Source organism: Haladaptatus pallidirubidus (assembly GCF_020700235.1).
Classification (GTDB): domain Archaea; phylum Halobacteriota; class Halobacteria; order Halobacteriales; family Haladaptataceae; genus Haladaptatus; species Haladaptatus pallidirubidus.
In genome coordinates, this window is sequence record NZ_CP085301.1 from 1,928,548 (window position 1) to 1,940,749 (window position 12,202).

The window sequence follows — 12,202 nt, forward strand, 5'->3', positions numbered from 1 at the left end:
GTTTCGGATTGTACGGTTTTGTCGTGTAATTCGAACTGAATCTCGTATCTATTCGGTGCAGACGATGTACTGCATGAATGGGATTGTTTGTGTTGACAAGACTATTACAGACGCCGACTGTAAGCCACGGACGAAGCGTGGGGGCGAGCGACTGCAAGGAGCGAATGACGAGCGAGGTCCGGAGAAAATCTTTGATTATTACGGGTGAACAAACGCTTTGCGTCTGCGATCGACGAAAAGCCGCTGGTTTTCCGGTACCGCGAAAGACGGAGTCTCTCACAGGCGTGGCCTATTGCTAGCATTTGTGGTTCTCGTATTAGAATCATCTTTCAACTAAAATACGAAACGAAATCTTTTGACTCCAACCTTACACTCCCAACTCGTCTGCCAGTTCGTAAAACGATCGAATCGACAAATCCGGCTCCTCACCGAATGGCTCCCACGGCGCGGCTTTCCGGTTCACCCACACGCCCTGCATTCCGGCGTGTTTCGCGCCCTGTACGTCGAACCACCCGGCGGTGACGTGCGCGATTTCTTCGATTGGGGTTCCGGTTCGCCCCGCGGCGTGGCGGTAGAGTTCGGCGTCGGGTTTGAACGTCTCAATCTCGTCCGCGCTGATGGTGTCCGCGAGGAGGTCGCCGATGTCGGCGTGTTCGACCATCGAGTCCAGCATTTCGGGATTGCCGTTCGAAAGGACGTAGCAGTCGTAGCCGCCGTCCCGGAGTCGTTCGATGCCGTCGCGCACGTCGTCGAACACGTCGAGTTCGTGGTAGACGGCGAGGATTTCGTCACGCTCGTCCTCCGAAATATCAGCGTCGTGGGCCGACAGCGCGTACTGGAGGGCGTCGCGGTTCATCTCGTAAAACGGCTGATAGGAATCGGTGTGATTGGCGACGAAGGTGTATTCGAGCGACCGGGCCCGCCAGAGTTTCGAGACGGGCTCCGGATTTTCCACGCGCTCCGCGAGGGCGTTTTCGGCGGCGTCAACGTCAACCAGCGTGCTGTAGGAGTCGAACGTGAGGGTCGTCACGCGGTCGGAATCGAAGGCCATGATATGCGGAGTTGGTTCGGAACGAAGTTAGTCGTACGGGCGAACGCAACGGCTTTCGGTTCGGTGCTGAACAACGGTTATCCTACTGCAAGTAGGAGTTCTCAGTATGGCCACGACAGACAACAACAGCTCCCTGACACGAATCGTGTTGATCGTACTCGTCGTGTTGTTGGCGGTTCCGATGCTGATGATGGCCTTCGCGTTCCCGATGATGGGCGGATGGATGACGGGTGGATACGCCGGAGGAGTCCCCGTCTGGGGATGGTTCATGATGCTCATTCCTCTCGTCGTCATCGTCGCGCTTGGCTACCTCGCGTACCGGGAGCTCGCTGGCGACGAATTTGGTGGCGACCCGGCGCTTTCCGAACTGCGGGTGGCGTACGCTCGCGGCGATATCTCGGACGAGGAGTTCGAAACCCGGCGAGAGCGTTTGCAGTAATTCCTCGATACTCACGCCGTGGGTCGCTCTCGCTGGGAAATGGCAGAGCGCTAGCCGTTCTGGGATGCGCCCTGCAACCGTATCGTGTGCCGCTTCGCTCCGCTCGGTTCGTCCACATCGGAAAGCGGACTTCCACACGAACTCCGTGTTTCGGACGGTGTAAAGTACACCTCGAAGCGCGAACTGCATCCCATCCGTCCCCACGATTCGACGACCGTCGCTCCGTCCGCCGATTCCGGCTTTTCTTTCAGCGTGTAGAGCAACTCGCCCTGCTCAGGCGTCCCCTCCAGCAGAAACGAGTGTGCGGAACCGGGCCGAATGGTGTACTCGCGGTCGAAAATCACGTTGCTCCCCGGTTTGATTTGGCTTGCCTCGGCTTGCACGAGTACCGAAAACGGGAAGTCAGAACCTCCTTCCTCGTCTCCGAGTTCTACCGTCTCCGTTTCTCCGTCTCGGTTCGTTATCCGATACGTCGAAATCGGGCGGCTAGACACCGAGAGCGAGAATAGGTGCGGTTGTTCCGTCGGATTCTCCACGAGAAGCCGGTTTCCGGTCGAAGACTGCGAGCCGTTTCCCGTCGAACTCGTCGTTCGCTGTGCAACTCCCGATGCGATTGCTCCCGTGAAAAGGACTGTCCCCCCCGCGAGCAGCTGTCGTCGTGATACGTGGTCTGTCAGGTGACCCATGATACCCCCATAGAACACTGTCGTTCCTCAGCACTTTCAAGGCTATGGTCTATTTGAAATATATCGGGGTAATCTGGCAGCGTTCGATTCTGTTCAGAACGTTTGTTTCGGAACGCCGTTACTGGTGTCCCGAAACGTGAACTGGTTCGTAGGGTTCTTCGAGATACGCCATGTCACCCGACGAGAGGTCGATATCCAGCGCTTCGACGGCAGCCTCCAGATGTTCGATGCTGGTCGTGCCGACGATTGGCGCGTCCACCCGCTCCTTGTGGAACAGCCACGCCAACGATATTTGCGCCATCGTCACGCCCTTTTCGGCGGCGAGTTCCTGCACGCGCTCGTTGATTTCCGCGCCTCCGTTGTCGGCGTAGGGATGCTCGTGGGCGTAATCGTCCGTTTTACCACGAGTCGTATCCTCGAACTCTACGTTCGGTCGGGTGAGATAACCTCGCGCGAGCGGACTCCACGGGATGACGCCGATTCCCTCTTTTTCACAGAGCGGGAGCATTTCGCGTTCTTCCTCGCGGTAGACCAAGTTGTAGTGATTCTGCATCGTCGCGAACCGGTCGAGTCCGAGGCGTTCGCTCGCGTGAAGTGACTCGGTGAACTGGTGTGCCCACATCGAACTTGCGCCGAAATATCGCACTTTCTCGCGTCGAATCGCGTCGTCCAACGCTCGCAGAGTTACCTCGATCGGCGTCTCCTCGTCCCAGCGATGGGTCTGATACAGGTCTACGGTGTCCATCCCAAGTCGAGAGAGTGATTTATCGAGTTCCTGCTCGATTGCCTTCCGCGAGAGACCGCCCGAGTTGGGGTCGTTTTCGTCCATCTGGAAGTACCCCTTCGTGGCGACGACCATCTCGCCTCGCCGACCGTCCAACGCTTTTCCGAGGATTCGCTCGCTCTCGCCGCGCGAATACATGTTTGCGGTGTCGAAGAAGTTGATGCCGAGGTCGATTGCCCGTTCGAGTATCGGCATACTTTCGTCCTCGTCTAACACCCACTCGCGCCAGTCGCTCGACCCGAAACTCATGCAACCGAGACAGATGCGACTAACCTCCATTCCCGTGTCTCCGAGCGTCGTGTACTCCATACCTCGGTTCTCGCGTGCTGAGGGCAAAAAGCTACGGCAGGAGACCGTTTCTGTTTTTACCTGTGGGATGGGTCGCGACCCTCGACTTCGGAATCTCCACACCATGGGAAGATTCGCGGACTGCGGTTCAGCGCGCTACAGAGATGGAATCGCGCTGTCGGAACGAGTGCGCAACCGATTCCCGGACATTCCGTTCGTTCTCTGTACCACGTCCGGAGCCGAGAAAATAGCGGGTACCGCCTTCGAAACGGGTATCGACGGCTATGTTCCGACTGAAACGGACGAATCGCGCGCCACCGAACTTTCCGAGACGATTACGCGCGTCACCACCGACGCTCGCCGTCCCCCCGAGCGATTCAACCATTATCAGTCCATCGTACAGGCGATGGGCGACGGCGTCTACACGCTGGACACCGAGGGCTACGTCACTGCCGTCAACGATACTCTGCTGGATATGTCTCGGTACGACCGTACCGAACTCGTCGGCGAACACATATCGCTCCTCTTAGACGGCGTGGACGTTTCGCGGGGTAACCGATTTATCAAACGACTGCTTCAGGGTGACGAGGACGTTGGTAAACTTCGATCGAAACTCAAAACCGCGGACGGGAAGGGAATTCTATGCGAAGCCAGAATCGGTCTGCTGACACATCGCAACGAATTTCGTGGCACCGTCGGCGTCCTCCGGAGCATCGAAGACCACGAACGAATCAAAACGGCGCTCCGCGAGCAGAAGGGAAAAATCGAGGATCTTCACGAAATCGCCTCGGAGATGATGGCGTGTCAAACCGCAGATGAAATCTGTGAACTAACTGTCGATGCTGCCGAGAGCATTCTCAAATTCGACATCTGCGGTGTCGACCTCGCGGAAGACGGCTACTTCATTCCGAAGGCCATCTCGACGGGGATGACCGACGACGGCTACACCAAACTCCGAACCGACCAGGGCGTTGCGGGGCGCTCATACCAGAACCACGAAACGTGCGTGTTGGACGACGTGCGTGAGGAGGCCGACGCGGCCCCGGTACAGGCCGAATATCGGTCGCTGTTGAGCGCCTCGATAGGCGAGGAAGGGATATTTCAGGCAGGATCACGGGACGTCGGCGCGTTCGACCGCGACGATGCGGAACTGGTCGAATTGCTTCTTTCACACACCACGGAGGCGCTCCGTCGAATCCACTCGCAAACCGCGCTCCGCGAGAGCGAGGAAAAGTACCGAACGTTGGTCGAACAGAGTCACGACGCGATTTACATCTACCGCGACGACAAGTTCGCCTTCGTCAACCGGCGGGTTTGTGAACTCATCGGTTACGACCGAACCGAACTCACCGAAATGAATCTCTGGGAGTTGATACACCCCGACGAGCGCGAACGGGTCAAACGCATCGCAAGGGAACGCAGTCGCGGCAACCATCCGCCGCATTACGACGCGCGCGTCGTGACGAAAGACGGCGACGTTCGATACGCGGAGTTCAACGTGCGCGAGATCTCGTACGAGGGGGAGGCGGCGCAACTCGGTTCGGCCCGCGACGTGACGGAGCGGAAACAGCGAAAGCAGGAACTCAAACGCCAGAACGAACGGTTGGAGGAGTTCGCGAGCGTCGTCTCGCACGACCTCAGAAACCCGCTGAACGTCGCGCAGGGCCATCTCGAACTCGCCAGAGAGCGCGGCGACGAAACCCACTTCGAGAAGGCGGGAAGTGCCCTCGACCGAATGGGCAGTCTCATCGCCGATCTGCTGGCGCTGGCCCGACAAGGATTGGTCGTTAGCGACACCGAACCGGTCGAGTTGGAAACCGTCGTCCGACAGGCGTGGGCGAACGTCGAAACGGAAGAAAGCACGCTCGTCGTCGACACCTCCGCCGAAATCGAGGCCGACAGAGGGTGACTTCAAGAACTGTTCGAGAACCTGTTTCGCAACGCCATCGAACACGCAGGGAGTGAAACGACGGTTCGCGTCGGCGAGACGCCCGGTGGGTCGGCGGACGCTGAAGACGACGATTTTTCGGGGTTCTACGTTGAAGTCGACGGCGACGGAATCCCTCCCGTCGAGCGCGAAGCGGTGTTCGAGCACGGCCACACGATCGCGGACAGCGGATCGGGGTTGGGACTGTCAATCGTGAAAGGCATCGCCGAAGCGCACGGCTGGTCGGTTTCGGCAGTCGAAGGGAACGACGGCGGTGCGCGGTTTCACATTCGGTCGGAGTGACTCTATTTCTACCGAAACCCTTCGACGCTCGGCGCGTCCAGTGGACTCGATGGAAGGCCTTCGGTCGGTTCTGGGTCGTTGTAGCCGCGCGGAGCCACGTCGTTCGGAGAATCCGGGTAAAACAGGGATGCGAGCAGTTGAATCTGCTCACGGCCGATGCTCAGCTCGAACTGGCCGCCGCCGTACATTCGAATCCCGCGGCGGTCACAGTGTTCGAGCGTGTCGAACAGCGATTTCACGCTTCCGAACCGCGAGGGTTTGATGTTCAACCAGTTCGGTTCGAACGGAAGCGACTCCACGCTCTCGACGCCAGTAATCGGAACGTCCCACGAAATTCGCTGCCGAGCGGCGTCGAGAATCGGCGCGGTTTCGTCGGTGTACACCGGGTCTTCGATAATCGCGCCCGGGATCCCGTCCCGAACGCGACGGTAGAGGTCCGGGTCCGCCGACTGGCCGACTTCGGCGTCCTCGTACTGGGATTTTAAATCCACGATTCGGACTGTTTCGGTGTCGGCGAGCTCCGAAATCAGGTCGGCGGTCCACTCCGGCGTCGGATCGAGTTTGAAGGTCAGAGACGGGTCGATGTCGAGCCATCGCGTCACGCGCTCCGCGCTCGGCGGGTCGCCCAGCCGCGTGCTCATCACGAACGATACCGGAGACGGCTTGCGACCCAGTGCGGTCGGCAGGTCGGTGTCGGTCTGTCGAAGTGCCAAGTCTAGTGCCGCGCTCTCGAAACCCCACTGCCGGTAGTGGCGGAAATCCTCGCGCGATGGCGCTTTGGGAAACAAATCGAGGTCGGCGACTGTCGCGGAAAACTCGGCGAACGTGTGCTCGCCGGACAGGTCGAACTCCGCTTCGGCCAGCGCGTATTGGTCGTCGGCGTCGTAGGTTACGTCCTCGCCTCTGCCGGTTTCGCCGGCACCCCGCAGGACGATTTCGGTCGTGACGCGCGTGAACTCGCTCGACGTTTCGCGTTCGTGAGTTTCGTACTCGCAGGATTCGATGGAGAGCGGGAGGTCCGCGACTTCGTCGTAGAGCGCCATAGGCGGAAAACGGTGGCACGAGGGATAACTGTCGGGGCCTTCTCACCCTGCGACCGTCGCTTCCGACTTCAGACGGATTTTTCCTCGCCGAGCAGTTCATCGCGGTGTTCGTCTAGCAATGGTGCGCGCGTACCGGGTTCAGGCGGTGTTTCGCTCATCTTGATGGGCGACCCCGCGATGGTCACCGACTCGTCCGTTCCCGGTTGCTCGACGTCCACGAGCATTTCGCGGGCATCGACGTGGTCGTCTTCGAACACGTCTGCCACGTCCTGCACCGGGGCACAGGGAACCGAGCCTTCGAGGACGGCACACACCTCGTCGTCGGTTCGCTCGCGCGTCCATGCGCCGAGTTCCTCGCGAAGCAACTCGCGGTTTCGCAGTCGATCGGCTGTCGTGGGATAGTCCGCGGCGAGGTCGGGGCGTCCCATCGCTTCGCAGAGCGCAGTCCAGTGATTGTCGCCGAATGCGGCGATGACAACGTGGCCGTCTGCGGTTTCGAAGGCGTTGTAGGGAAACAGCGTCGGATGGGAGTTTCCGCGTCGATTCGGAACCTCGCCCGTGTAGGAGTACTGATAGACGGTTCGCTCGCACAGCGAAACCATCGAATCGTACATTGCGGTATCGACGTACTGTCCCTCGCCGGTTCGGTCGCGGTGGTGGAGCGCGGCGAGGATGCCGATAGCGTTCAAAGTGGCGGTGAACACGTCGCCGATTCCGGGGCCGACCTTCGTCGGCGGGCCGTCTTCGTCGCCGGTAATCTGCATCACGCCGCCGAGGGCTTGGGCGATGAGGTCGAAGGACGGTTGCCCTTGTCGGTTCGTTTCGCCCGTACGCGGGTCGCCGAACCCACGGATGGACGCGTAGACGAGTTCGGGGTTACGTTCACGGAGGGTTTCGTATTCGAGGTCGAACTTCTCCATCGTCCCTGCGCGGAAGTTTTCGACGACTACGTCGGCATCGTCGGCCAACCGGAGGAAGTCCGCGCGGTCATTCTCGTCGGTCAGGTCGAGTTCGAGGCTTCGCTTGCCACGATTGATGCTCTGGAAGTAGCCGCCGTAGGCGTCGCCCTCGCCGACGAACGGCGGATTCGGTCTGATGAGGTCGCCGCCGGGACGTTCGATTTTCACGACGTCGGCCCCTAAGTCTGCGAGGAGCATCGTGCAGTACGGTCCGGCGAGCACCTGTGTGAGGTCGAGAACGCGCAGGTCATCGAGCGCTGGCATCGCTCCACTCGTCGCCAACCCGAAACAAAAACCTTCGCAATTAATAATGTGGTTTGTGAATTAGGCACACACTAGTCCCCTAAATGGCCTTAACGGCATTAATCATGAAAGAACATTATCTTTAAGTTCTGTCCATTGTATGTACCAGTGCGATGTCTGCTACAATAATCCTCGGTGTTATCGGGTCCGACGCGCACGCCGTCGGCATCACGATACTCGACCAAGCGCTTTCGACGGCTGGTTTCGATGTCGTCAACATCGGCGTCCAGTCCAGCCAAGAAGACTTCATCAGCGCGGTGGAAGCACACGAGGGTGATGCGGTACTCATCTCCTCGCTGTACGGCCACGCCGAACAGGATTGTCGTGGCTTTCACGAGGCCATCGAGGCCGCCGGTCTCGACCTCATAACTTACATCGGCGGCAACCTCGCTGTCGGTCAGGACGACTTCGAGCAGACGAGAGCTCGTTTCCGCGCGATGGGGTTCGACCGCGTTTTCGACTCCGAAACGGAGCCGATGGAGGCCATCGCCGCCCTCAAAGCGGACATGAATATCACCGAGTCCGAAGCCGAACGAACGAGGCTCACGTCCTGAGTTTTCCTCTTCCACATGTTACGTGATACACGACTTTCCGCGGAGAACCTGTCGCGAATCGACGACCAGATACGGGAGGATTGGCCGACCGAAGCGGTCGATTTCGAGGAAGCGGTCGCCTACCACGACTCGCTCCCCGAGGAAAAACGGTTCGCGAGCGTCCTCCAGAGCGCCGACCGACCGCTCCTCCAACCTCGCGCTGGCGTCCCGAGACTGGACGACCAAATCGCCCTCCTTCGCCATCTCGAAGGCGCGGGGGGCGCGGATTTGCTCCCGACGACCATCGACTCGTACACGAGGGACAACGAGTACGAGAAAGCCCAACAGGGCCTCGAAAACGCCCGCGAAAGCGACACCGACACCCTCAACGGCTTTCCAGCCGTCAACCACGGCGTCGAAGGCTGTCGCAAACTCATCGAGGGGGTGGATGCTCCAATCGAAGTGCGCCACGGGACTCCCGACGCTCGCCTCCTCGCGGCCGTCACCTTCGCCGGCGGCTTCCAGAGCTTCGAGGGCGGCCCCATCTCGTACAACATCCCGTACACGAAAGAACGAGACCTCGCACAGACCATCGAACACTGGCAGTATGTTGACCGCCTTGCCGGTGCCTACACCGCACGCGGCGTCGAAATCAACCGCGAACCGTTCGGGCCGCTAACCGGCACGCTCGTTCCGCCGTGCATCGCCATCGCCATCGGCGTGGTCGAAGGGCTGCTCGCCGCCACACAGGGCGTTCGAAGCATCACGCTCGGCTACGGACAGGTCGGCAATCTCGTGCAGGACATCGCCGCCCTGCGAGCGCTCCGCGAACTCGGCGAGGAGTACCTTCCCGACGACGTGACCGTCACCACCGTTTTCCACGAGTGGATGGGCGGATTTCCGCCCGACGAGGCCCGCGCAAACGGCGTCATCGCACTCGGCGCGGCCACCGCAGCGATTGCGAAACCGGACAAGGTCATCACCAAATCACCGCAGGAGTTCGGCGGGGTTCCGACCAAGGAGGCCAACGCCGCGGGTCTCCGAACTACGAGGCAGATAATCGATATGATGTGCGAGCAGGACATCGACGTGGACGGCATCGAAGAGGAACGGGAGTTCATCGAAGCCTCAGTGCGGTCGCTGATGGAGACGGTTCTCGAACTCGGTGACGAAGACGTTGCGCGAGGAATCGTCGCGGCCTTCGAGACGGGCAACATCGACGTTCCGTTCGCCCCGAGCGAGAGCGCACAGAGCGCGGTGTTACCTGCCCGCGACGACGACGGTCGGGTTCGTATCCTCGAATTCGGCGACCTCGCGCTCGAATCGGAACTCATGTCGGTTCACACTAACCGACTCGACCGCCGCGCACGGGCGGAGAACCGAACCACCTCGTTTCAGATGGTCGCCGACGACGTGGACGCCATCAGCGACGGCCGACTCATCGGCCGTCGCGGGGAGACCGGGAGCAAAAGCAACCAGCGCGGAGGTGACCGAGCGTGACGTCCGTCGAATCAGGCCGCACGAAAATCATCGAATCGGTTCGCGCGGTGCCCGCCGTCTCCGGATTCTTCTTCGACGACCAACGGGCCATCAAAGCGGGCGCGGAACAGGACGGATTCGCCTATCGCGGCGACCCGGTGACGCCCGGATTCGACCGCGTTCGACAGGCCGGAGAGGCGGTCAGCGTCCTGCTTGAACTCTCCGACGGCACGGTCGCTCGCGGCGACTGTGCCGCGGTTCAGTATTCGGGCGCGGGCGGCCGCGATTCGCTGTTCCGCGCCGAGGAGTTCGCGCCGGTGGTCGAAGGAACCGTCGCGGACGCGCTCGTCGGACGCTCCGCGGAACGGTTCCGCGACAACACGGACGTCCTCGAAGGACTCACCACCGACGGCGAACGGCTTCACACCGCGCTCCGGTACGGCGTCTCACAGGCACTGCTCGACGCCGCCGCGAGCGCCCGCCGCGGTACTAAAACCGACGTACTCGCCGACGCGTACGGAACCGTTCCCGCAACCGACCCGGTTCCCGTCTTCGGACAGTCGGGCGACGATAGGCGCGGCAACGCCGAAAAAATGCTGTTGAAGGGCGTGCCGGTTCTCCCGCACGGTCTGTTCAACAGCGTCGAGAAGGTCGGTTCGGACGGTGGACGGTTGGTCGCCTACCTGGACTGGCTTTCGAAGCGGGCGGTCGAACTCGGCCCGGAGGGTTACACCCCGCGATTCCACGTTGACGTGTACGGCGTCCTCGGCGAGGTCTTTGGGCCCCCATACGACCGTGCGGAATTTACGGACTACTTCGCCGACCTTCGGGAGGCCGCGGCCCCGTTCCCGCTACAGGTCGAGGGGCCGATGGACGAAGGCGGTCGGGAAGAACAGATTTACGCCATGGTCGAACTCCGCGACGGACTCGCCGACGCGGGCGTCGGCGTGGACATCGTGGCCGATGAGTGGTGCAACACGTTCGCGGACGTGCGGGCGTTCGTGGATACGGGCGCGGCCGATCTCGTCCAAATCAAGACGCCCGACCTCGGCGGTATCGGGCGGAGCGCCGAAGCGGTGCTGTATTGTGACGGCACCGACACCCGTGCGTACCTCGGCGGGACGTGCAACGAAACGGTCACGTCAGCGCGAGCGTGCGCGCACGTCGCGCTCGCCACCGACGCGGCCCAGACGCTCGCCAAACCCGGTATGGGTTTCGACGAGGGGTACATGGTGATGGAAAACGAGATGCGGCGGGCGATTTCGCGCCTCGAATCACGAACGACGGTGAGAGAAAATGAAAGACGGCGACAGGAACAACGGTAACCAACAATGACCGACTGGACAGACTCAAGGACGTTTTCGAACGCGCTGGAGCGAGCGGTGACGCTGGAAAAGGGGAACTGCTTCGAAGACTTCAGCGATGGACAGACTATCGAACACGCGCCGGGACTCACGCTCTCGGCGCACGCGAACGAACTGTGGATGAGTCAGACGCTCAATCACGACCCGGCGTACTGGCGGTCTGACGCCGCGCAAGCGGTCGGATACGACGACTGTCCCGTTCATCCCGATTACCTGCTCGCCTGCGTGATGGGACCGAGTGTTGAGGATTTGAGCGAGAAAGGCGGCTACTTCCTGGGCAGGGACGCCGTGTCGCTTCACGACCCGGCGGTCGCGCCGGGTACCGAGGTTCGCGTCGAATCGACGGTCGAAGCCAAACGCGAATCGAGTTCTCGGCCCGACTACGGCATCGTGACGTGGGAGACGGCCGGATTCGACGCCAAGACGGGCGACCGCCTCCTGTCGTACACCCGGACGAACATGATTCCGCGTCGGGAACCCATGGCCGCGGACGGCGGTTCCGCGAGTCCGGGGGAATCTCGTCCGTCCGCGGAAACGGACGGTTCGGGCCTTCCGAGCGAATTCGTCGCTCCCGACGGCCCCTACTTCGAGGATTTCCGCGACGCTCACGAGCGGACGGCGAACCGCGATGCGGCGGTCGCCTATCGCCACGAACGCGGGCGGACGATGGACGACGTGATGGTAGCGACGCTTCCACTCGTGACGCTCAACACCGCGAAACAGCACCACAACGACGATTACATGGCCGACTCGCCCTCCGGCGAAATCGTCGCCTACGGCGACGTGACCCGGTCGGTCGCCCTCGGCCACGCTCGCTCGGACGAGCGAACGTATCGCGAAATCGAGTACGGTGACGAACGGTTCCACGACTTCGTAACCGTCGGCGACACTGTGTACGGATTCACGCGCGTCCTCGATATCGAAGAGACGGACGACCCGGAGGCGGGTACAGTCACGTTCGAGCACTACGCGTTCAACCAGTGCGACGAACCGGTGTACTCCGGCACCCGAACCGCATTGATTCAGAAACGAACTTAGATCTT

12 protein-coding genes are annotated in these 12,202 nt (G+C 61.0%); 7 read left to right on the forward strand and 5 right to left on the reverse strand.

Annotated features, from left to right (window positions below):
• Window positions 1-367 precede the first annotated feature (367 nt).
• Entirely contained in the window at window positions 368-1,051 is a 684-nt protein-coding gene (locus LIX15_RS10520; RefSeq protein WP_227773147.1) for a haloacid dehalogenase type II, read from the reverse strand.
• Window positions 1,052-1,157: 106 nt separating this feature from the next.
• On the opposite strand from LIX15_RS10520, the gene LIX15_RS10525 reads away from it, so the two are divergent.
• Window positions 1,158-1,490: an SHOCT domain-containing protein gene (locus LIX15_RS10525; protein ID WP_227773148.1), complete on the forward strand. Its 333-nt coding sequence runs from the start codon at window positions 1,158-1,160 to the stop codon at window positions 1,488-1,490.
• A 50-nt stretch (window positions 1,491-1,540) separates the two neighbouring features.
• Here the strand turns inward: LIX15_RS10525 and LIX15_RS10530 are convergent, their stop codons facing one another.
• Window positions 1,541-2,176, reverse strand: coding sequence for a hypothetical protein (locus LIX15_RS10530; RefSeq protein WP_227773149.1), 636 nt, complete (start codon window positions 2,174-2,176; stop codon window positions 1,541-1,543).
• 118 nt (window positions 2,177-2,294) lie between these two features.
• On the reverse strand, window positions 2,295-3,269 hold the full coding sequence (locus tag LIX15_RS10535) for an aldo/keto reductase (RefSeq protein ID WP_227773150.1): 975 nt from the start codon (window positions 3,267-3,269) through the stop codon (window positions 2,295-2,297).
• A gap of 103 nt (window positions 3,270-3,372) precedes the next feature.
• On the opposite strand from LIX15_RS10535, the gene LIX15_RS10540 reads away from it, so the two are divergent.
• Window positions 3,373-5,157, forward strand: a complete 1,785-nt coding sequence (locus LIX15_RS10540) for a PAS domain S-box protein (protein ID WP_227773151.1) — start codon at window positions 3,373-3,375, stop codon at window positions 5,155-5,157.
• Window positions 5,158-5,166: 9 nt separating this feature from the next.
• Window positions 5,167-5,478 carry a sensor histidine kinase gene (locus LIX15_RS10545; protein WP_265338417.1) on the forward strand — a complete coding sequence of 104 codons (312 nt, stop codon included), beginning with the start codon at window positions 5,167-5,169 and terminating at the stop codon, window positions 5,476-5,478.
• Window positions 5,479-5,486: 8 nt separating this feature from the next.
• Here the strand turns inward: LIX15_RS10545 and LIX15_RS10550 are convergent, their stop codons facing one another.
• Window positions 5,487-6,521, reverse strand: a complete 1,035-nt coding sequence (locus LIX15_RS10550; RefSeq protein WP_227773152.1) for an enolase-like domain-containing protein — start codon at window positions 6,519-6,521, stop codon at window positions 5,487-5,489.
• 68 nt (window positions 6,522-6,589) lie between these two features.
• Window positions 6,590-7,744: a succinyl-CoA:mesaconate CoA-transferase gene (mct, locus tag LIX15_RS10555; RefSeq protein ID WP_227773153.1), complete on the reverse strand. Its 1,155-nt coding sequence runs from the start codon at window positions 7,742-7,744 to the stop codon at window positions 6,590-6,592.
• 152 nt (window positions 7,745-7,896) lie between these two features.
• Here mct and glmS point away from each other — a divergent pair, with 152 nt between their 5' ends.
• Genes glmS through mch form a run of 4 tightly spaced genes read left to right on the forward strand, consistent with a single transcriptional unit; the run spans window position 7,897 to window position 12,197 of the window.
• The gene (glmS, locus tag LIX15_RS10560) at window positions 7,897-8,337 is read left to right on the forward strand and encodes a methylaspartate mutase subunit S (RefSeq protein WP_227773154.1); all 441 of its coding nucleotides are present in this window, start codon (window positions 7,897-7,899) and stop codon (window positions 8,335-8,337) included.
• Window positions 8,338-8,352: 15 nt separating this feature from the next.
• Window positions 8,353-9,816 carry a methylaspartate mutase subunit E gene (locus LIX15_RS10565; RefSeq protein ID WP_227773155.1) on the forward strand — a complete coding sequence of 488 codons (1,464 nt, stop codon included), beginning with the start codon at window positions 8,353-8,355 and terminating at the stop codon, window positions 9,814-9,816.
• Window positions 9,813-11,120, forward strand: a complete 1,308-nt coding sequence (locus LIX15_RS10570; protein WP_227773156.1) for a methylaspartate ammonia-lyase — start codon at window positions 9,813-9,815, stop codon at window positions 11,118-11,120. Before LIX15_RS10565 ends, LIX15_RS10570 begins: the two co-directional genes overlap by 4 nt.
• Before the next feature lie 6 nt (window positions 11,121-11,126).
• Window positions 11,127-12,197 (forward strand): 2-methylfumaryl-CoA hydratase, encoded by a 1,071-nt coding sequence (mch, locus tag LIX15_RS10575; protein WP_227773157.1) that lies wholly within the window; start codon window positions 11,127-11,129, stop codon window positions 12,195-12,197.
• Window positions 12,198-12,202 lie beyond the last annotated feature (5 nt).